At 63.9% G+C, this 20,262-nt stretch carries 14 protein-coding genes and 2 pseudogenes; 9 read left to right on the top strand and 7 right to left on the bottom strand.

Features of this window, described 5'->3' with window-relative positions:
• Nucleotides 1–3: 3 nt before the first annotated feature.
• Nucleotides 4–624 (top strand): Maf family protein, encoded by a 621-nt coding sequence (locus MUN46_RS03715; RefSeq protein WP_243377441.1) that lies wholly within the window; start codon nt 4–6, stop codon nt 622–624.
• On the opposite strand, the gene MUN46_RS03710 is transcribed toward MUN46_RS03715, so the two are convergent.
• The 3 genes and pseudogenes from MUN46_RS03710 to MUN46_RS03700 all read right to left on the bottom strand — a co-directional run.
• Nucleotides 615–998 (bottom strand): FKBP-type peptidyl-prolyl cis-trans isomerase, encoded by a 384-nt coding sequence (locus MUN46_RS03710; protein ID WP_285230626.1) that lies wholly within the window; start codon nt 996–998, stop codon nt 615–617. The genes MUN46_RS03715 and MUN46_RS03710 overlap by 10 nt on opposite strands.
• Nucleotides 981–1,349, bottom strand: a pseudogene (locus MUN46_RS03705) (FKBP-type peptidyl-prolyl cis-trans isomerase); the annotation flags it as partial. The gene MUN46_RS03710 and the pseudogene MUN46_RS03705, both read right to left, overlap by 18 nt.
• Nucleotides 1,332–1,652: pseudogene (locus MUN46_RS03700) on the bottom strand (FKBP-type peptidyl-prolyl cis-trans isomerase); the annotation flags it as partial. The pseudogenes MUN46_RS03700 and MUN46_RS03705, both read right to left, overlap by 18 nt.
• A gap of 288 nt (nt 1,653–1,940) precedes the next feature.
• Between MUN46_RS03700 and MUN46_RS03695 the strand changes: the two are divergent.
• From MUN46_RS03695 to MUN46_RS03660, 8 genes are all read left to right on the top strand, one after another.
• A complete protein-coding gene (locus MUN46_RS03695; RefSeq protein ID WP_243377442.1) occupies nt 1,941–3,701 on the top strand; it encodes a DEAD/DEAH box helicase in 1,761 nt (586 codons plus the stop codon).
• Nucleotides 3,702–3,806: 105 nt separating this feature from the next.
• Complete coding sequence (locus MUN46_RS03690; protein WP_243377443.1) at nt 3,807–4,244, top strand: hypothetical protein; 438 nt, start codon at nt 3,807–3,809, stop codon at nt 4,242–4,244.
• A gap of 39 nt (nt 4,245–4,283) precedes the next feature.
• Nucleotides 4,284–6,068, top strand: a complete 1,785-nt coding sequence (locus MUN46_RS03685) for a M24 family metallopeptidase (protein ID WP_245398958.1) — start codon at nt 4,284–4,286, stop codon at nt 6,066–6,068.
• 156 nt (nt 6,069–6,224) lie between these two features.
• Nucleotides 6,225–7,337 carry an efflux RND transporter periplasmic adaptor subunit gene (locus MUN46_RS03680; protein WP_243377445.1) on the top strand — a complete coding sequence of 371 codons (1,113 nt, stop codon included), beginning with the start codon at nt 6,225–6,227 and terminating at the stop codon, nt 7,335–7,337.
• A gap of 15 nt (nt 7,338–7,352) precedes the next feature.
• Nucleotides 7,353–10,499, top strand: coding sequence for an efflux RND transporter permease subunit (locus MUN46_RS03675; RefSeq protein ID WP_243377446.1), 3,147 nt, complete (start codon nt 7,353–7,355; stop codon nt 10,497–10,499).
• Nucleotides 10,496–11,896, top strand: coding sequence for an efflux transporter outer membrane subunit (locus MUN46_RS03670; RefSeq protein ID WP_243377447.1), 1,401 nt, complete (start codon nt 10,496–10,498; stop codon nt 11,894–11,896). The genes MUN46_RS03675 and MUN46_RS03670 overlap by 4 nt, the downstream gene beginning before the upstream one ends.
• A complete protein-coding gene (locus MUN46_RS03665; RefSeq protein ID WP_243377448.1) occupies nt 11,893–13,113 on the top strand; it encodes a multidrug effflux MFS transporter in 1,221 nt (406 codons plus the stop codon). Before MUN46_RS03670 ends, MUN46_RS03665 begins: the two co-directional genes overlap by 4 nt.
• 246 nt (nt 13,114–13,359) lie before the next feature.
• A complete protein-coding gene (locus tag MUN46_RS03660) occupies nt 13,360–15,129 on the top strand; it encodes an IS1634 family transposase (RefSeq protein WP_285230523.1) in 1,770 nt (589 codons plus the stop codon).
• Between the two features lie 71 nt (nt 15,130–15,200).
• On the opposite strand, the gene dnaJ is transcribed toward MUN46_RS03660, so the two are convergent.
• The 4 genes from dnaJ to hemH form a co-directional block, all read right to left on the bottom strand.
• Nucleotides 15,201–16,346: a molecular chaperone DnaJ gene (gene dnaJ, locus MUN46_RS03655; protein WP_243377663.1), complete on the bottom strand. Its 1,146-nt coding sequence runs from the start codon at nt 16,344–16,346 to the stop codon at nt 15,201–15,203.
• A 138-nt stretch (nt 16,347–16,484) separates the two neighbouring features.
• Nucleotides 16,485–18,410 carry a molecular chaperone DnaK gene (gene dnaK / locus MUN46_RS03650; protein WP_243377664.1) on the bottom strand — a complete coding sequence of 642 codons (1,926 nt, stop codon included), beginning with the start codon at nt 18,408–18,410 and terminating at the stop codon, nt 16,485–16,487.
• Nucleotides 18,411–18,523: 113 nt separating this feature from the next.
• On the bottom strand, nt 18,524–19,129 hold the full coding sequence (grpE, locus tag MUN46_RS03645; RefSeq protein ID WP_243377665.1) for a nucleotide exchange factor GrpE: 606 nt from the start codon (nt 19,127–19,129) through the stop codon (nt 18,524–18,526).
• 119 nt (nt 19,130–19,248) lie between these two features.
• On the bottom strand, nt 19,249–20,253 hold the full coding sequence (gene hemH / locus MUN46_RS03640) for a ferrochelatase (RefSeq protein WP_243377667.1): 1,005 nt from the start codon (nt 20,251–20,253) through the stop codon (nt 19,249–19,251).
• Between the last annotated feature and the right edge of the window lie 9 nt (nt 20,254–20,262).

The following is a 20,262-nucleotide window of genomic DNA, read 5'->3' as shown; positions in this document are numbered from 1 at the left end:
AACATGCCCGCCTGCCTTTATCTCGCCAGCAAAAGCCCCCGTCGTCTCGAGATTCTCAGAAATTTAGGCTACGCCGTCGCGCCCCTGCCTCAGGGCGGCAGCTCCCCCTTCGCCTTTGCAGGCGACGAAGAACGCGCTCCCGGCGAGAGCAGCACCGACTATGTGCTGAGAACCGCCCGGACCAAGGCACTGCAGGCCTTCGGGGAAATCAGGTCGCGGAATCTGCCGCGGCGGCCGGTCGTGGCCGCCGACACCACCGTCGTGCTGGGCGAGGACATCCTCGGCAAGCCCCGGGACAAGGCCGAAGAGCTTCAGTTCCTGCGCCGCCTTTCCTGCCAGACGCACATCGTGCGCACCGCTGTTTTCGCCGGCACGGACGAAGCGAACCTGCGCGGGCTCGTGTCGGAATCCCGCGTCACTTTCGGCAGAATCACCCCCGAGGACATGCTCGCGTACGCCTCGGGCAGCGAGCCCTACGACAAAGCCGGAGGCTACGCCGTGCAGGGCCTCGCGGCCGTGTTCATTGAAAAAATAGAGGGCTCGTACTCCGGCATCATGGGACTGCCGGTCTACGAAACGGCAGCCCTGCTGAGGGAATTCGGCTGCGGGCCCTTTCAGGACTGAGCCTGCAGTCCCATGAGCTCCACCTCAAACACGAGCGTGGCCCCGGGCGGAATCACTCCGCCTGCACCCGAGTCCCCGTAGGCAAGCTGCGGGGGGATGCGAAGCCTGCGCTTCTCGCCCACCTTCATGCCGATGAGACCCCGCTCCCAGCCCGGGATCACCATCCCGGCCCCGAGCGGGAACTCGATGGGCTCCCCGCGCTCCAGGCTTGAGTCAAACTGCGTTCCGTCCTCGAGCCAGCCGGTGTAGTGCACGGAGACCACGTCCCCCTGCCGCGCCTCTGGCCCCGAGCCCTCGCGAAGCGTCTCAATTTCGAGTCCGCCGTCATCTGCGGGCTGCGGCTCGCCGGCGCTGCGGACGCCGACAAGCTCCACCTCGAACACAAGCGTGGCCCCGGGCGGAATCACTCCGCCTGCACCCGAGTCCCCGTAGGCAAGCTGCGGGGGGATGCGAAGCCTGCGCTTCTCGCCCACCTTCATGCCGGCGAGTCCCTGCTCCCAGCCTGGAATCACCATCCCGGCCCCGAGCGGGAACTCGATGGGCTCCCCGCGCTCCAGGCTTGAGTCAAACTGCGTTCCGTCCTCGAGCCAGCCGGTGTAGTGCACGGAGACCACGTCCCCCTGCCGCGCCTCTGGCCCCGAGCCCTCGCGAAGCGTCTCAATTTCGAGTCCGCCGTCATCAGCGGGCTGCGGCTCGCCGGCGCTGCGGACGCCGACAAGCTCCACCTCGAACACGAGCGTGGCCCCGGGCGGAATCACTCCGCCTGCACCCGAGTCCCCGTAGGCAAGTTCCGGAGGAATGCGAAGCCTGCGCTTCTCGCCCACCTTCATGCCGGCGAGCCCCTGCTCCCAGCCCGGAATCACCATCCCGGCCCCGAGCGGGAACTCGATGGGCTCCCCGCGCTCCAGGCTTGAGTCAAACTGCGTTCCGTCCTCGAGCCAGCCGGTGTAGTGCACGGAGACCACGTCTCCGGGCTCCGCCTTTTCCCCCTCTCCGGTCCGGAGAACCTCAATTTTGAGTTCGGTCATTTTCACGCTTCCTTGCGCAGCCGAGCGCCGGGAGACTTTTCCCTGCTTTTCGGCAATCAGGTAAAATGCAGAGCCGCTGCGCGGAAAATCAATGCCGTCAGCGCAACTGCCAGACAATACCGGGCAGCCAGGCCGCCCGGGATCCACAGCCGGCCATCGGGCCGGCACGGTTTCCTCAATATACCGGGAACCGCCCGTCTGATGATAGATTAACTAACAGAGCACTCCACTGCCTGGGCCAGCCCGCAGCCGCGGCTGGCATCGGAGCGCCTTAAGGTTTTCCTCCAAGTGAACCAACCGTTTGCAGATCTGGGGCTCATCGAGCCCCTGAACCGCGCCGTAGCCGACATGGGCTACGAGCAGCCGACCCCGATACAGCAAAAAGCTGTCCCCGCCGTCCTCCAGGGCCGGGACATTCTCGCGGCAGCCCAGACGGGCACCGGCAAGACCGCCGCCTACAGCCTGCCCCTGATCCAGAAAATCTCGGCCGACAAGGCCCCCGTCCAGCCCAAGCAGGTGAAGGCGCTCATCCTCGCGCCGACGCGCGAGCTCGCAGCGCAGATCCACGAAAACATCCGCTCGTACTGCCGCTACACCAGAGTCAGCTCCGCGCTGGTCTTCGGCGGAGTGAACATCAAGCCGCAGACTGCAGCCCTCGCCGGAGGCGTCGACATCCTGATTGCGACGCCGGGGCGGCTCCTCGACCATGCGGGCCAGGGCAACGTGGACCTTTCCGCCGTGCGCTATCTTGTCCTCGACGAAGCCGACCGCATGCTCGACATGGGCTTCATCCACGACATCCGCCGCATCCTGAAGCTCGTGCCCGAAAAGCGGCAGAACCTGCTCTTCTCGGCCACCTTCAGCCCTGACATCCGGCGCCTTGCCGACACGCTCCTCTCCAACCCCGTATCGGTCGAAATCTCCCCGAACAAGGAATCGGCCCTGATCCGCCAGCAGGCCTACAGCATCGCCAAAAACCGCAAGCGCGAGCTGCTGCGCGATCTGATTGTCGACGGCGGATGGGACCAGGTGCTCGTGTTCACCCGCATGAAGCACGCCGCGAACCGTCTCTGCCAGCAGCTTACCCGCGACGGCATCTCCGCGGCCGCCATTCACGGCAACAAGAGCCAGAACGCTCGGACGCGCGCCCTGGCGGACTTCAAGGCGAAGAAGGTGCGCGTGCTCGTCGCCACGGACATCGCCGCCCGCGGCCTTGACATAGAGCAGCTGCCGCATGTGGTGAACTACGAGCTGCCGGATGTCCCCGAAGATTATGTCCACCGCATCGGCCGCACAGGCCGGGCGGGCGTTGAGGGACACGCCGTGAGCTTCGTCTCGCCGGAAGACCGCCCGCAGCTTGCCGCCATTGAAAAGCTGCTGAAGGAAAAAATCGAGCTCATCACCCCCGAAGGCTATGACGGACCGCAGCCCGAGGACATGGCCGAAGACGACCGAAAGGCTGAGCAGAGCCGCCGCCGGCAGCTCGCCCGCCAGAGCGAGGCCCGCAGGGCCAGGAAGAAAGAGCCCCGCAAGCCCCTGCCCAGCGGCTCAGCCCAGGCTGTCGCCGAGGCGCTTCCCGCCGCCGGCGAAGGCGACCGCGGCTTCTCCGACCGCGATCCCTCTGCCGGACGCGGCCGCAGAAAACCCGCCCGCGGCTCGGCTGCCTCTGCCGGAAAGAAGGCCGCAGGCCCCGATTTCGACCCGGACAATTTCGGCAATTCAATTCATTACCGCCCCCGCAAGCCCGCGCGGCGCGGCCGCAGCGCCTCCATCGGGCGCTATGAGCCGAAGGATCCCTTCGCGCCGGAGCAGCAGGCGCTGTTCCTGCCGCAGAACATGCCGGGCGAGGCGCCCTATCCTGCCGGAGGGAAACCCCGCGGGGCCTCCTCGCGCCCGGGCAAAGGCCGCTCCCGCAGAAGCGGTCAGCCCCGCCCCGCCCGCAGCACCGACTACTTCGAGCAGAACTCCCGCTACAGCGACAGCAACACCCGAAGCAACCTGCCCCCCGGAATGATCGCGCGGCGCAGCAGCCGCGGCCGCAGGCACTGACGAAGCGCGGGAAAAGAGCCGGCGGCCCCTCTTTCCCGCGGCGCCTGTCCGGATTCTCCCGCGCTTAAAATAGTCCGTTGGTTTCCTTTTCCTGGAGCAGACGCCTTGAAAGCCAGCCTGACACGCTCTTTCCTCCTTGCCGCCGCATTCCTGCTGGCCGGCTGCTCGACAACGGCCCCGCAAAAGCCCCAGGAGCAGGCTGCGGCCTCCCCCCGGCAGCCCGCAGCGGCGGCGCCCGCCGAGCGGCTCCCGCAGGCTTCTCCGTCAGCAAAGCCCGCCGCTCCGCAGGAACAGTTCCCCGCCGACCCCCTGATCGATGCCCCGTACCAGACGCTCGCCACCTGCCGCGCTGCCGAACCGCTCGTCTCGGGAGAGCGCTTCGGCGACACGAGGCTCATCTGCCGCGGGCTGCATGTGTCGGCCACGATCACCGAATTCCGGGACGCGGGCTGGCGAATAGAGGAACTGCGGATGACGGAATCGAAAACTCCCGACGGGGTCGTGACCCTGCCTTTCAGCGTCACGCTGAGAAAGCTCTTTTAAATTGATTGCTGTCTTATTGAGAAGGGGGTACGCACGAACATGCAAGAATCAGCCAGCCGGATCGCAAAGCTCAGGGAGCATTTAGTGAAACAGGGCCTCTCGGCCTGGATTTCGATCACCTCCGACCCCCACGCCTCGGAGTACGTCCCCGGGCGCTGGGCGGAAAGGGCCTGGCTGTCGGGCTTCACCGGCAGCTACGGCATTCTTGTCGTCACAGCCTCGGAGGCGCTGCTGTGGACCGACAGCCGCTACTGGGTCCAGGCCTCGCGCCAGCTCGAGGGCTCCGGCATTGCGCTGATGAAGCTCGGTGCGCCGGACGTCCGGGGCTGGATCGAGTGGCTCGCCGAAAACCTGGCCTCCGGCTCGAGCGCCGGGATCTCCGGCGAGAGCCTGCCGCTCGAGCTTGAGACGAGGCTGCGCGAGGCGCTCAGCCCCAGGGGCATCTCGCTGAGAACCGACCTGGACCTGGCCGCCGAAATATGGACAGACCGCCCCGCCCTTCCCCACAGCCGGATTTACGAGAACACGCTCGCCCCGGAGCCAGCGGGCCGCAAGCTCGAGCGGCTTCGCGGAGAGCTGGCGGAAAAGGGCGCCGACGCCTTCGCTACCTCGGCGCTGGACGAAATCGGCTGGCTCACCAATCTGCGCGGCTCGGATGTGGACTACAACCCCGTTTTCCTGTCGCATCTGCTCGTGCTGAAAGACCGGGCCTTTGTCTTTCTCAATGAAGACAGCCTGCCCGCCGAGCTTCGCCCGAAGCTTGAAGCCGAGGGCTTTTGCGTCCGCCCCTACGACGCGTTCAGGGACAGCCTGCGGGCCCTGCCCGCCCTGAGGCTTTTCATCGACCCCTCGGTGATTTCCTCCACGGCGGCCGGCGCCATAGGCAGGCAGGTGGAGATCATCAGGGGGATGTCGCCCATCGCGCTGCTCAAGACACGCAAGACAAAAGAAGAGATCCACCTGATTGAAGAAACCATGAAAAAAGACGGCGCGGCGCTCTGCAGGTTCTACGCCTGGCTTGAGGGGGAGCTCGCCCGAGGCAGCGGCCTCACTGAAATGGACGTGGTCCGCAGGCTCCATGAAGAACGGACCCGGGAAAGCGGCTACGTGAGCGAGTCCTTCGGCACCATTGCGGCGGTAGGCCCCAATGCGGCCCTTCCACACTACACGCCCGACGAAGCCCACTGCAGTCCGCTTGCGGGCGACACGGTGCTGCTGATCGATTCAGGCGCACAGTATCAGAGCGGCACGACGGACATCACCCGCGTCACGGCGATCCACCGCCCGCCGGAGGCGCTTCGGAAGGACTATACGGCCGTGCTCCGTGCGCACCTTCATCTGCTCAACGCGTACTTCCCCGAGGGGGCTTACGCCTCGCAGCTCGACACCTTCGCCCGCGCCCCGCTCTGGGAGACTGACGCGGACTTCGGCCACGGCACAGGCCACGGCGTCGGCTTTTTCATGAACGTGCACGAGAGGCCCTATTCGATTTCCCCGCGCAGCCTGCCCTCGGAGGCCACCCGCACGGTGGAGGGCATCGTCGTGTCGGACGAGCCCGGGATTTACAGGGAGGGGCGCTGGGGCATCCGAATTGAAAGCCTCATCACCCCGGAGGTGAGGTCGGAAAGCGAGTTCGGGCGCTTCATGGGCTTCCGGGCCCTGACGCTGTGCCCCATCGACACGCGCCTCATCGTGGCCCGGATGATGAAGTCAGAAGAAATCGCGCTGCTCAACCGCTACCACCGCCAGGTCCGTGAGGCTCTCCAGGACCGGGTGGAAGGCGAGGCGCTCGACTGGCTGCTCAAGTCCACCGAATGGTTCTGACCCCGCAGGGAATCCTGAAGCAGAGATGCGCATGAGCCTTTAACGATCATTTACGGAGTCTTGACGTTTTTTTGCAAGCCGTCGACGATTTTTTTACTTTCTCCGGCGTATCTTTCCCAGAAAAATGGCCGCGTTTTTCATTCAAACAGAGGACCCATGAACATTTCTTGGCTCAAACCGCTGGTTATTTCCGCGATCGCGGCCGCGCTGGCCTCGGGCTGCAGCGATTCAGGGAAAAAAAAGCCCGCTGTGAAACCCGTTGAAGTTTCGACCGTTACGGTGGCTCCGGTGGATGTTCCCCACTGGCAGGAAGTCATGGGGAAGACGGAGGGCACCTCGCAGGTGGAAATCCGCTCGCAGGTCTCCGGCATCCTCAAGCGCATTGCCTACGCCGAGGGCACTCCGGTGAAAGCCGGCCAGCTTCTGTTCGTCATTGACCCCTCGGCCTGCGAGGCGGCGCTCAAAGAAGCGCGCTCGCAGAGGGACCAGCTCGCCGCGCAGGCCGCGCAGGCCACCCGCGAGCTCAAAAGAACCCAGGGCCTTGAGGTCGCTCAGGCCGCCTCAAGGAAGGAGCTCGACGATGCGCTCTCCGCCGAACAGTCGGCAAAGGCAGCGCTTTCCGCCGCGCAGGCCAGGGTCGAGAGCGCTGCAGTGGACCTCGCCCACACTCAGATCCGGGCTCCTTCCCCCGGGGTGGCCGGACTTTCGCTGGTCCATGCGGGGGCGCTGGTCACGCAGCACACGACCCTGCTCACCACTTTGACCCAGAAAGGCGATCTGAGAGTCGTTTTCGCCATCAGCGACCGCGATCTGGGCGAAGCAAGAATCTCGCGCAGCAGCGCCGTGGAAGTGGTCAATCCGGAAGGAGCGAGGCTGCCTGCGCGGCTCGACTATGTTTCTCAGGCGGTTGACGACGACCTCGGGACGAGGCAGCTGCGTGCCAAGCTGCAGAAAACGACCGGGCTCCTTTCCGGTCAGTTCGTCCGGGTGAGGCTGCAGACGGGAGTGGAGAAAGGGGTTTACCTCGTGCCTCAGGGGGCCGTGCTCCAGCAGTCAGACGGCACCTATGCGCTTTACACGATGAAAGACGGCAAGGCGCACAAGACTGCGGTAACCGTGGGCGCATGGGACGATGCAAACTGGATTGTCCGCTCCGGCCTGAAGCCTGGCGACCAGGTGATTGTCAATCAGATCCTGAGGCTTCGCGACGGCCGCGAGGTCAAGGCGGCCTCCCCGGCCGCCGCGGCAGGCTCCTCTCCGGCTCAGTAAATCGAGGCTCCGGACATGCTCTCCCAGTTCTGCATCAAGCGCCCCATCTTTTCCACCGTCATGGCGATACTGATCATCCTGGCGGGGCTGATTTCCATCCGCGTGCTGCCCGTTTCGCAGTACCCGAACATCACGCCCCCTTCGGTCATGATCAGCGCTTCCTATGACGGGGCGGACATCCTCACCCTGTCGCGCACGGTCGCACAGCCCATCGAGGCCCAGCTCTCCGGCATTCAGGGCCTGCTCTACTACAGGACGACGCTGCGCTCGAGCGGAGAGGTCCGCATCGACTGCACCTTCGACATCGGCATCGACCCAAACGACGCGGTCCTCGAGATCAACAACCGGGTCCGCACCGTTGAGCGCAAGCTGCCGCAGGCCGTGCGCAACGTAGGCGTGACGGTCCGCAAGAGAAGCTCCGACAACCTCCTGCGCGTCATTCTCACCTCACCCGACGGCAGCATGTCGCCGATCGAGATGGCCGACTACGCGAACGTGAATATCGTCGACGAGCTCAAGCGCGTGGAGGACATCGGCGACGTAACCATCTTCGGCAACGTGGAATCCTCGATGCGCATCTGGGTCGACCCGCTGCGGATGGCCAAGCTGAAGGTGACGACCTCTGACATCCAGAACGCCATTTCCAGCCAGAACATGCAGTACGGCATCGGGCGCACCGGCTCGGCCCCCACCGTGGAGGGCCAGCAGCTGTTCTACACGGTCACAGGGCGGCGCCAGCTCGTCAATCCGGATCAATTTCGGAACATCGTCATCAAAAGCGACCCGAGCCTCGGGGTGGTCCACCTGCGCGACGTCGCCCGGGTGGAGGTCGGCAACCGCAACTATGAATTCGTAAGCCGTCAGAACGGCGCCCCCGCGGCCAACATCGCCGTGTTCCTGCAGTCGGGCGGCAACGCCCTCGCCGCGGCCAACGCGGTAAAGGCCAGGCTCGAGGAACTCTCCGCGCATTTTCCGAAAGGCAAGCTCGCCTACAACGTCACCGACGACACCACCGTCTTCGTGAAGGCCTCCATCCGCGAGGTTCTCATCACAATCGGAGAGGCCTTCCTGCTGGTGCTGGGAGTCGTGTTTCTGTTCCTGCAGAGCTGGCGCGCGACCCTCATCCCCATGATCTCCGTGCCGGTGTCGCTGATTGGCTGCACCGCTGGGCTGTGGCTGTGCGGCTTCTCCATCAATACGCTCACGCTTTTCGCCATGACTCTCGCGATCGGCATCGTGGTGGACGATGCCATCGTCGTGCTCGAAAACGTCGACCGGCTGATGACCCAGCAGCACCTGCCGCCGCGACAGGCCGCGCAGCTGGCCATGAAGGAGGTCTCGAGCGCGCTCATCGCCATCGTGCTCGTCCTTTCCGCGGTTTTCATCCCGGTCGCCTTCCTGGGCGGCATGGCGGGCGAGCTCTACAGGCAGTTCGCCGTTACGGTCGCCATGGCCGTGATCATCTCGGGCTTCAATGCGCTTACCCTTACCCCGGCGCTGTGCGCCCTCTTCCTGAAGCCCGGGGACGCCTCGAGGAAAAAGCCGCGCTTCTTCCTCGCCTTCAACCGGATCCTTGCCGCCTCCACGGATTTCTTCATCCGCATCGTGAGCTGGCTGCTCGCGCACGGGAAGCTCTGCTTCGTGCTGCTGCTGGCCGTCTCGGCGCTTGTCTGGGAACTGATGGCGGTCACGCCGACCTCCTTCATTCCCACTGAAGACCAGGGGCTCGTGAGGATGACCTTCCGCATGCCTGACGGAACCGCTTTCCCGAGGACCTACAGGGCCGCCACGGAAATCGCCGACCAAATCCGAAAGCTACCGGGCATCGACTCTGTCGTGTCTGAAACCGGGCGAGACTCGACCACATCGGACTTCAGGCCCGACATCGCCTCTTTCACGGCAAAGCTCAGGCCCTGGGACGAGCGCAGCGTCACCTCCTCGGACATCCGAGCCCGGATGCAGTCAATCGCCGGAGCCCGCACGGACGGAGTCGGCACTGCAACGCTTCCCGCGGCGATTCCGGGTCTGGGCAGCACCAACGGCTTCACCGGCTTCATCCTAGCCCGCGGCAGCGACAATCCGAGAGCCCTGCAGGCAGTGACCGACGACTTCATTGCGGCGCTCCGGGAGCATCCCGAACTCACATCGCTGCGCAGCTTCCTGCAGGCCGAATCCCCGCAGCTTTCCGCCGAGGTGGATGAAGAGAAAGCGGCCGCGATGGGAGTCGACATCGCCACGGTCTACAACACCCTCGGCACCCTGATTGGAAGCACCTACGTCAACGATTTTCCCCGGGACTCCAAGCTGCTTCGCGTCATCGTCCAGGCCGACGCCCCCTACCGGATGAATCCGCAGGACATCGGGCGGGCCTGGGTACGCTCCAGCTCCGGGGAGATGATCCCGCTCTCCACTCTGGTCACGGTAAAGAGGACCTCCGGCCCCATCAGCATGACGAGGCTCAACGGCTACCTGGCCGCGCGCTTCATGGGCGCCGCGGCTCAGGGGGTGAGCTCCGGCAGCGCCATCAGCCTGGTCGAGAAAGTCGCCGACGAGGTGCTTCCGGAAGGCTATACGATCGGCTGGGTGGACCAGGCCTGGCAGGAGAAGCGCATCGGCAGCTCCTCCTCGACTGCCTTCGGGTTCGGCATCCTCGTCGTATTCCTCATTCTTGCGGCCCTATTCGAGCGCTGGTCTCTGCCTGTCGCGGTGGTGCTCGCGCTGCCGTTTTCGCTGCTCGGGGCCTTCCTCGCAGTGGATCTAAGAGGCTTCAGCAACGACATTTATTTCCAGATCGGCCTGCTCGTTCTGATCGGACTGGCGACCAAAAACGCCATTCTGATCGTGGAGTTCGCCCTCCAGAAAATGGCCGAAGGCGAAGAGCCCGGGAAAGCCGCGGTCGACGCTGCGCGGCTTCGCTTCAGACCCATCCTGATGACCTCGCTCGCGTTCATGCTGGGCGTGCTGCCGCTTGCGATCGCGAGCGGAGCCGGAGCCGCCGCCCGCCGTTCGATGGGAACCGGCGTACTGGGCGGGATGCTGCTCTCCACATTCATCGCGACGCTGTTCGTTCCGGTGTTTTTCACCTGGTTCGCCTCGCTGGGCCGCCGCCGGTCCGGCGGAAGCGGCTCGCCTGCTGAAAAGAAAGGGAAGGGGGAAAAATGAAGCGCTCCTTTGCTCTGCTTGTGGCTGCGAGCCTCGGCTTGATCGGACTTTCCGGCTGTTCAGTCCCACCGGGGCTGCCCGAGACGCTGCCCGCTGAAAAAGCGCACCTTCCCGCCGGCTGGCAGGCTCCCGCGCTGCAGGGCAGCGTCGCATCGGAGCGAGACGACTGGTGGTCCGAGCTGCGTGACCCGCAACTCAGCTCCCTCATCGAATCGGCGCTTCGCGACGCCCACAACGTGAAGGCCGCTGCAGCCCGGCTCGACGCCGCCCGGGCCTACGCAAGACAGCTCGGGGCCGACCTCTATCCCGAAATCGGCCTGGCTGCCGACTCAGGCCGCAGCAAAACCCGCAGCACTTCCACCAGCGCCGTGTCGCGGCCCCACTATCTCAGGGCGGCGGCAAGCGCGTCCTGGGAGCTCGACTTCTGGGGCAAAAACAGAAATCTTAGGGAATCGGCCCTCGCCTCGGCCGACGAGAGCCTGTGGGCGGCGCGGGCCGTAAGGCTCTCGCTTGCCGGGAGCATCGCCCGCGAATACATCGGCTGGCTCGGATCGCTGCGCAAGCTCGATCTGGCGGTCGACAGCTTCGAGACGATGCAAAAGACCCTTGAGATCGTCCGCTCCCGCCGCGGCCTCGGAACGGCAACCGACGTGGACGTGAGCAGCTCCGAGGCGGAGCTCGCCTCGAGGAAGGCGGACGCGGACACGCTTCGGCTCGAGGCCGAACGGCATGAGCACGCGCTCGCCCTGCTCGCCTCCCGCCCGGAGCTGCGGCTGCGAAGGCCCGCGGCGCTCGAACTGCCCTGCCCGGCCGTGCGCCCGGGGCTGCCGAGCGAACTGCTGCAGAACCGGCCCGACGTGCGACAGGCTGAGGCCGCCCTGCGCAGCAGCCATGCGGAAATCGCCGCGGCCTACGCGGCCTTTTTCCCCAGCATCTCGCTCACCGGCTCCGCCGGCACGCAGTCGCGCGAGCTCAGCGGCCTTTTCGGTGCCTCCATCTGGTCGCTGGGAGTGTCGCTCGACCTGCCGATATTCGACTTCGGGCGGCGCACCGCGCGCTACGAAGAGACCAGGGCCGCGGAGCGGGCGGCCCTCGAGGCTTACCGCCAAGCTGCCGAACAGGCCTACGGGGACGTAAGGGACGCCCTGTCCTCGACCCGTTACCTGAAGGACATCGAGGAGTCACGCCGCGCCTCGCTCGAGGCCTCGCAGCGCGCCCTGCTGCAGGCGCTTGACCGCTACAGACTGGGCAGCGAGGGGTTCCTCACGGTCCTGACCGCCCAAAGGACTTTCAACAGCGCCGCAGCCAGCCTGGCCGACGCACGCTCGGAGCGCCTCTACGCCTATGTGAGCTTCAACGAAGCGCTTGGGGCGGGAGCCTCAGGGGAAAAACCGTGAAGCCCTCGAGAACCTACCTGCTCTGGACGCTGGGGCTGCTCACCGCGTTCGGACCGTACATCACGGATCTCTACCTCTCGTCGCTGCCCGAGCAGGTCGAATACTTCAGCACGGTCCCCGCGAAGGTCCAGCTTGGGCTCACCTCCAGCATGATGGGGCTCGCGGCCGGGCAGCTCGTGATCGGGCCGCTTTCCGACCGATGGGGGCGCAGGCCGCTGCTGCTGACCTGCCTCGCCGTCTTCACCGTGATCACCGTGCTCGCCATCTTCTCCGCGGACATTGACAGCTTCATCGGATGGCGCTTTCTGCAGGGCGCGGCCGGCGCGAGCGGCATCGTGCTGTCGAGATCGATGGCCACCGACCGGTTTGAAGGCAGGGACCTCGTGAACGCCATGGGCACGATGGGCTCGGTCAACGGCATCGCGCCGGTCACGGCGCCGATCATCGGCGCGGCCCTCGCCTCGGTCACGGACTGGAGAGGCATCTTCGTTGTCCTCTGCCTGATCGGTGCGGCGCTTTTCGCCATGTCGCTGCGCATTCCGGAAACGCTCGAACCGGGCAGGCGAAGCCGGCGCGGCCTTCTTGCGGTCTTCGGGACGCTTTTTACGGTCTTCCGCGACAGAGGCTTCAGCCTCATCGTGGCGCAGCAGTGCATGGCCTTTGCCCTGCTCTTTGGCTACATCGCATCCTCGCCTTTCATCCTGCAGCGAATTTACGGGCTCTCGGGCCTGGGCTTCAGCCTGTGCTTCGGCTTCAACGCCCTTGGGATCGGCCTGGGAGCCGCCTACGCGGGCCGCCAGGGCAGCCCCTTGAGAACGCTCTGCCACGGCTCGGCCGCCGTCATGTGCGGCTCGCTGCTCACCGCGGCCGCCCTCTTCCTGCAGGCACCGCTTTTGCTCCTCGAGCCCCTTTTCTTCCTGACCCTCATGGCGCTCGGGCTCACTTTCCCGACAGCCTCGGCCGTCGCGATGAGCCGGCAGAGAAAGCTCGCGGGGGCGGCCTCGGCCGTGCTCGGAGCGTCGGGGTTCGTCACCGGAGGCATCGTCTCCCCCCTGGCCGGCATCGGAGACATTGCGGTTTCGACGGGAATCGTGCTCGGCGCGGCCGGGTTCGGAACCTGGGCGCTCGCTCAGCTCTGCCGCTGCTACCTTGAAAAGCGGCCCGAGCAGGACAGCCGGGGCAATCCGGTGGACTTCGGCCGCTCCGCAGGGCGCTGACCCCCTCCCCCAGGGAGAGGCCCGGCGGGAGCGCAGGGCGGCATCCCAAAAGGCCTGCCCCGAAAGCAACAATGGGGGCCGCCGCTTAACCGGAAACTCCCGCTATCCTAGCTCCAGAAGGGGTTGACACAGGACAAACTTAGGCCAAATTAACTTCAAATGTCCCGGAAATTCAATGATTTGAATTTGCCGGGATATTTATTTTATGGTAACATAGTCTATAATTAATAAAAACATGCTATCGCCATGGATTCTTCTGAAAACGCCTCCGGCAAAATGAACTTTTCCACTTACACGGACAAACAGGGAAGGACCTATGTCTACACCTACCGCAACAAGTGGGATCCAAAGAAGCATCAGTCGCGCATTGCGGAGCGGCATCATGTCGGCAGGCTGGATCCGCAGACCCGCCAGGTCCGTGTGGGAAAAGCCTTTCTTGCCCTTCATCCGGAATACGCCGGCAGGGACTGGTACTGGGCTGGAAACTCACTGGTCAGCGCACAGGACGTCGGAGAAGCGGAGCCGCAGGAACCGGCTTCCGATGAAGGCTGGGAGCAGAACGAGACCGTTTCCATGGGCTGCACCTGGGCGGCCCGGGAATACTGCATTCTCCACGGCATCAGGGATGACCTGAAGTCCGTGTTTGGCGCGGATCTTGCTGAAAAGCTCATGGATCTGGCCATCTTCCAGTTTGACGCCGGCCAGGCCATGATGCTCTACAGCGACTGGCTCTCAGGGGTTTATCTGCCGGGGGCCCGGCCTTTGTCCAGCCAGAGAATTTCCGAAGTTCTGGAACAGGTGGACCGCGACAAGCTCAAGGCCTATTTCAAGCTCCGCTTCAAACGCTCTGCCGAGGAAGCCCGGCAGCGCAGCGCCCTGATCAAAGCCTCGCTCAAGCCCGGCAGCTATGTCCCGCCGCAAATGCTGGCGCTGGACAGCACGAGCATCTCCACCTACTCCGAGACGATCAGAGACGCCGCCTACGGTCATGCCAAACAGAACCCGGAACTCAGACAGGTCAACCTCGCCTTCGTCTGCGACTACGTCACCGGAGAGGCAGTCTTCGCCCACATTTACGAGGGGTCCATCAATGACGCGGCCTCTTTCCGTGAAATCCTTTTCCAGATGCGGGACGAAGGCATTGAACTGGACAAGATGCTCCTTGTCACGGACCGCGGCTACAGCAGCATCATGAACACCCAGAAATCCCTGGAGATGAACCTGCGGTTCGTCCAGGGCGTGCGGGTCGTCGAGGACTCGGTCAAACGAAAGTTCGACAAACACAGGAAGGATTTTGAAAAACCTGCCTGCCAGTCAGGCCTGCTGGAGGTTGCCGCCGTCACCGCGCCTGACGCCGAATGGCGCTCCAACCGCCAGGACGTCAAGGTTGCCCTCCATCTCTACAGAAACAACATCCGGGCAGCAAAGGAATCTTTTGACCTGCTCAAGGCCATCGAGAAAGCCTTGAAAAAGAAGAATGAAGGGCGTTCTGTCGACAGCCAGGCCTGGCAGGACGTTAAAAATTTTCTGACCTGCACAAAGGATGACTCAGGACGTCCGGTATGGAAGCCTGACTACGAAGCAATCGAAAAGGAAACGCGCTATTACGGCTGCTTTGTCATCCGCACCAATGAGATTGCGGATCCTTTCGCCGCTTTGGAAATTTATCGGGAAAGGAATGTGGTCGAGCAGTCCTTTGACCAGTTTAAAAACGAAATCCACGGCGACAGGATCCGCTCGACGGACAGCACCTACATCGGCCGGCTGTTCATTTACATCCTCGCGCAGACCCTCAGGACCAGGATGTCCTTCAGTGCGAGGGCTCAGACTCAAAGCAATTCTGATCTGAAGCTCCCGGGCAATTCCCTGACCCTCGCACTGGCCAAACTCAGGAACGTCCAGGCCACGAAGTTGAAGACTCACAACAAATGGGTCAGCCAGCAGTTAGCAAAAAAGCATCGTGATTTGTTCACGATGCTTGGTCTGCCCGTTCCTCCCAGGGTTCTTAAAGACTAGAAACCCCGGGAGTTCAGGCTTAACGCGTCAGCCCCCATTGTCCCTGAAAGCAGGCGGCCTGCCTGCTGTCTTCAGTCAGCGAAAAAAGCCTTCACCTTGTCGAGGAAATTCTGGTTCTTCGGAGAATGCTTGGCCCCGTTCTCGCCGATTTCCTTGCCGAATTCCCGCAGCAGCTTCTTCTGCGAGGAAGTGAGGTTCACCGGCGTTTCCACATAGACGCGACAGAAGAGATCCCCGGTTACGCCGGAGCGCAGGCTCTTGATGCCTTTGCCGCGGAGCCTGAAGACCTGGCCGGTCTGCGTGCCCTCGGGCAGGGTGATGCGCGACTCGCCGTCGAGCGTCGGAACCGTGATTTCTCCGCCCAGGGCCGCCGTCACGAAGGAGATCGGCTGATCAATGTACAGATTCGAGCCGTCGCGGCGGAAGAGCTCGTGATCCTTGATGTGCACGACCACATAAAGATCCCCGGCCGGGCCGCCGTTGACGCCCGGGCCGCCCATGCCGGAGAGGCGGATTCTCTGGCCCTCGTCGATGCCGGCCGGAATGTTGACCTGCAGCGTCTTGGTCTTGCGCTGGTGGCCCGTGCCGTTGCAGTCAGGGCAAGGGGACTGGTTGACCTGTCCGCTGCCGTGGCAGTTCGGGCAGGTCTGCTCCACGGAAAAGAACCCCTGCTGCATGCGCACGGTGCCGCGTCCGCCGCAGTGCGGGCAGGCGACCTTGTGGGTCCCAGGACGGCAGCCCGTGCCGTGGCAGGTCTCGCAGGTCTCCCAGACCGGGACGCGGATTTCAGGCTTGACGCCCTTGGCCGCGTCCTCGAGCGTAATGGTGAGTTCGTACTGGAGGTCCTCTCCGGAATAAGCCTGCGGCCCCGAGTGTCCTCCCTGCTGATTGCGGAACATGTCGCCGAAAATATCGCCGAACACGCTGCCGAAGATATCGGCGCCGTTCATTCCGCCCATGCCGCCCATGCCGGAGCCGCCGGCCGCCCCGCTGTCGACTCCAGACTTGCCGAAGCGGTCGTAGGCGGCTCTTTTCTGGGCGTCGGAAAGCACGGAGTACGCCTCGCCCACCTCTTCGAACTTCTCCTTGGCGGTATCGTCGCCGGGATTGCGGTCCGGATGGTATTTCATGGCAAGGCGCCGGTATGCCTTCTTTATGTCTTCCGCAGAAGCATCGCGCGACACACCCAGCACTTCGTAATAATCCCTGTCTGCCATAGTTCTTAGTCCACTAAGCCCCTGCGCCCTTTTCGGGGGAGCGCCGGAACAGAATTCTTAAAACCGCAAAAGGGTCGGTCCCCGTTCATAGGGAATCGACCCCCTGCAGCTCATCTCCGTTCAGAGATGCGCCTGCGGTCAGTGCTTGACTTCCTTGAAGTCAGCGTCAACCACGTCATCGTCCTTGCCGCCCGGCTTCTTCGCCTGCTCCTGGGCAGGCTTGGCGGCCGACTGCTGCTGCGCGGCTGCATTAAGCTTTTCGCCGATCTTCTGGGCCGCCGCCATCAGCTTTTCAACGGCCTTGTCGATCGCCTCCTTGTTCTCGCCGCGCTGAGCCTCCTCAACCGCCTTGATTTCGGACTCGCAGGCGGCGCGGTCGGCCGGGTCAACCTTTTCGCCCAGATCCTTAAGGGTCTTGCGAACCTGAGAGACGGCGGCATCGGCCTGGTTCCTCGCCTGGGCGAGATCGAAGCGCTTCTGGTCCTCGGCCTTGTTGGCCTCGGCTTCCTTCATCATGCGGTCGATCTCTTCATCGGAGAGCCCGGAGCTTGCCTTGATCTCAATGTGGTTCGCCTTGCCCGTGGCCTTGTCCTTGGCGCTCACGTGCAGGATGCCGTTCGCGTCGATATCGAAGGTCACCTCAATCTGGGGCAGTCCGCGAGGAGAAGGCGGAATGCCGTCGAGGTTGAACTCGCCCAGCAGCTTGTTGCCTTCGGCCATCTGGCGCTCGCCCTGATAGACCTTGATGGTCACGGCGGGCTGATTGTCCTCGGCGGTCGAAAACACCTGCTGGTGCTTGGCCGGGATCGTGGTGTTGCGCTTGATCATCGGGGTCATCACGCCGCCGAGCGTTTCAATGCCCAGCGTAAGCGGAGTGACATCGAGAAGCAGCACATCGCGGCGGTCGCCCGAGAGCACCGAGCCCTGAATGGCTGCACCGATAGCGACGGCCTCGTCCGGGTTCACGTCCTTCCTCGGCTCCTGACCGAAGAACTCCTTCACCACCTGCTGGACGCGCGGCATGCGCGACTGGCCGCCCACCAGGATCACGTCGGAAATATCCGAGGTGGTCAGGCCGGCATCCTTGAGGGCCTTGCGGCAGGGCTCGATGGAGCGCTGCACCAGATCCTCAACAAGCTCCTCGAACTTCGCGCGGGTGAGCGTCTTGGTGAGGTGCTTCGGACCCGTGGCGTCGGCCGTGATGTACGGAATGTTGATTTCCGTCTCCTGACGGCTCGAAAGCTCGATCTTGGCGGACTCGGAGGCTTCCTTCAGGCGCTGCAGGGCAAGCGGATCCTTCGACAGGTCGATGCCCGTGTCCTTCTTGAACTCCGAGATCAGGTACTCCATGATGCGGCGGTCGAAGTCTGCGCCGCCGAGGAACGTGTCGCCGTTGGTGGAGAGCACCTCGAACTGCTTGTCGCCGTCGACGTCAGCCAGCTCGACGATGGAGATATCGAACGTGCCGCCGCCCAGGTCGTACACAGCGATCTTGCGGTCACCCTTGCCGCCCTTGTCCATGCCAAAGGCGAGCGCGGAGGCCGTCGGCTCGTTGATGATGCGCTTCACTTCCAGACCGGCGATGCGGCCCGCGTCCTTCGTGGCCTGACGCTGGCTGTCATTGAAGTAAGCCGGAACCGTGATGACCGCCTCGGTGACGGGCTCGCCCAGATAGTCCTCGGCCGTCTTCTTCATCTTGCGCAGAACTTCAGCAGACACCTGCTGCGGAGCGAGCTTGCGCCCGTCCTGCACCTCGACCCAGGCGTCGCCGTTGTCGGCCTTGACGATCTTGTAGGGGAGATGGCTCATAGCGTTCTGCACGGCCGGGTCATCGTAGCGGCGCCCGATCAGACGCTTCACCTCGAAAATCGTGTTCTTGGCGTTCGTCACGGCCTGGCGCTTCGCCGGAATGCCGCAGACCACTTCGCCGCTGTCCATGTAGGCGACGACGGAGGGAGTCGTGCGGGCGCCTTCGCTGTTTTCAATGACATGAACTTTGTCGCCTTCCATCACGGCGACGGCAGAGTTCGTCGTACCAAGGTCAATGCCTATGATCTTGCCCATTTTCTAATCCTTCTTCTACGAGGCGCTGCGGCCTCATGCCGAACTTTGAATCCTTTCGCGGCAGGAGCTCGCTCCTGCCTGTACCCCCTATATGGGGGCGCCTTTTTGTTTTTTCAACCCTGCGCCACCGCGACCATGGCGGGGCGCAGCACGCGCTCCTGAATCATCCATCCCTTCTGGAAGACGACGGCCACCGTTCCGGGGGCTGCGCTCTCGGAGGCCGGAACCATGGACACGGCCTGGTGGAAGTTGGGGTCGAATTTCTGGCCCTTCGGGTCGAAGCACTTCATGCCCGAGATTTCCATCGCATGAACCATCTGCCTGTAGACGGCAAGCAGCCCTTCCTTGAGGGGCCCCTGATCGTCTGCGGCATGGTCGATCGCCTTCTCGAACGAATCGATGACGGGCAGCAGGTTGGCGGCGAACTTCTCAATGCCGTATTTATGAGCTTTCAGCACCTCGGCGTTCGCCCGCTTTCGGGTATTTTCAAGGTCTGCCATGGCCCGGACGTAGAGATCGTAGTTCTCCGCGATCTTTTTCTCCGCCGCCTCGAGCTGCTCCTTCAGAAGCTGCTCAGCGCTTTTCTCCGCGGGCTTCTGCGGCGCCTCGCCGGCAGGAACGGCCTCCGGGGCTTCCGGCAGAGCCTCTTCCTTCTTTTGCGCCGGCTCCTTGGCCGCGGCGGCCGGCTTGTCTTGCTGCTGAGCTGCTGATTCCGTCATAAGGTGGTTCTCCGAAAAGTAAACTTTTCACAAAAAAGGCTTTAACCCTATATGGGGTTCGAAACCCGCCTTTCACATAAGTAAAACCACCAATAGAGAGGAGCGCCCCGGGCTCTCTCTTATATCCAGCCCTTCAGCTCCTCGGCAATGAGGGAGGCGTAAAAGGAGAGGGCCTCCTCAGACTCGTTGATGCAGGGCACGTAGTTGAAGCTGCCCCCCGGGCAGCCCGCCAGGAAAGCCGCCCGCCCTTCGATGTTGATTTCCTCGCAGGTCTCCAGGCAGTCGGTCGCAAAGCTCGGGCACACGACGTCGACCCGGCTCACGCCTTCGCCGCCCAGGGCCCGCAGCCTCTCGAACGTGTAGGGCCGCAGCCACTCGTGGGGGCCGAAACGCGACTGAAACGACACCTCCCAGGCCCCGTCTGCAAGCCCCAGCTCGCGGACGATGAGCGCGGCCGATTCCTCGCACTCCCTGCGGTAGGAGTCGCCCTTTTCCTCCACGCATTCGAGCGGAATGCCGTGAAAGCTGAGCAGGAGCCGGCCCGAAAGCCCGGGCAGCGGCCCTTTCTCGCGCCACAAGGCGCGGACCTGCGCGGCAACCGCGCGGGCCCAGCCCGGGCGGTCGTAAAAGCGCTTCACGGTCCTCACGGCCGGCGGGTTCCTGCGGCCGAGGCAGTAGCGCGCCGCGGCGTCCATCACCGAGCCCACGGTCTGGGGGGAATACTGGGGAAACAGAGGCAGCAGAAGCATCTGCTCGACGCCGTCGCGCACCGCCCGGTCGATCTGCTCGTCAAGCCTCGGCGCGCTGTAGCACATCGCGCGGCGCACCAGGAGCCGGGGCTCCCGGCCCCCGAGCCGCTCCTGCAGCCCCGCCTCGAGCGCCTTCATGTGAACATCGAGCGGCGAGCCTTCGCTCGTCCAGATGCTGGCATAGCGCACGGCCGATTTCGCCGGCCTGAAAGGCAGCACCACGCCGTACAGGATGGGCAGCCAGAACGCCCGTGGCATCTCCACGATCCGGGGATCCTTCAGGAAATCCTTCAGGTAGCGGCGCACCGCCCCGACCGAGGGGTTGTCCGGAGTGCCCGTATTGATCAGGAGAACCGCAATGTCTGAGCGCCGCATAAAACCCCG

This window comes from Mesosutterella faecium (genome assembly GCF_022809315.2).
In the GTDB taxonomy this organism is placed as follows: domain Bacteria; phylum Pseudomonadota; class Gammaproteobacteria; order Burkholderiales; family Burkholderiaceae_F; genus Mesosutterella; species Mesosutterella faecium.
Note: the sequence above shows the minus strand (reverse complement) of the source record. Positions and strands in the feature narration are given on the sequence as shown.

Coding starts and splice junctions, on each gene's coding strand:
- MUN46_RS03715 (WP_243377441.1), top strand. CDS start 4: ATGCCCGCCTGCCTTTATCTCGCCAGCAAAAGCCCCCGTCGTCTCGAG.
- MUN46_RS03685 (WP_245398958.1), top strand. CDS start 4,284: ATGCAAGAATCAGCCAGCCGGATCGCAAAGCTCAGGGAGCATTTAGTG.
- MUN46_RS03680 (WP_243377445.1), top strand. CDS start 6,225: ATGAACATTTCTTGGCTCAAACCGCTGGTTATTTCCGCGATCGCGGCC.
- MUN46_RS03675 (WP_243377446.1), top strand. CDS start 7,353: ATGCTCTCCCAGTTCTGCATCAAGCGCCCCATCTTTTCCACCGTCATG.
- MUN46_RS03670 (WP_243377447.1), top strand. CDS start 10,496: ATGAAGCGCTCCTTTGCTCTGCTTGTGGCTGCGAGCCTCGGCTTGATC.
- MUN46_RS03660 (WP_285230523.1), top strand. CDS start 13,360: ATGGATTCTTCTGAAAACGCCTCCGGCAAAATGAACTTTTCCACTTAC.
- dnaJ (WP_243377663.1), bottom strand. CDS start 16,346: ATGGCAGACAGGGATTATTACGAAGTGCTGGGTGTGTCGCGCGATGCT.
- dnaK (WP_243377664.1), bottom strand. CDS start 18,410: ATGGGCAAGATCATAGGCATTGACCTTGGTACGACGAACTCTGCCGTC.
- grpE (WP_243377665.1), bottom strand. CDS start 19,129: ATGACGGAATCAGCAGCTCAGCAGCAAGACAAGCCGGCCGCCGCGGCC.
- hemH (WP_243377667.1), bottom strand. CDS start 20,253: ATGCGGCGCTCAGACATTGCGGTTCTCCTGATCAATACGGGCACTCCG.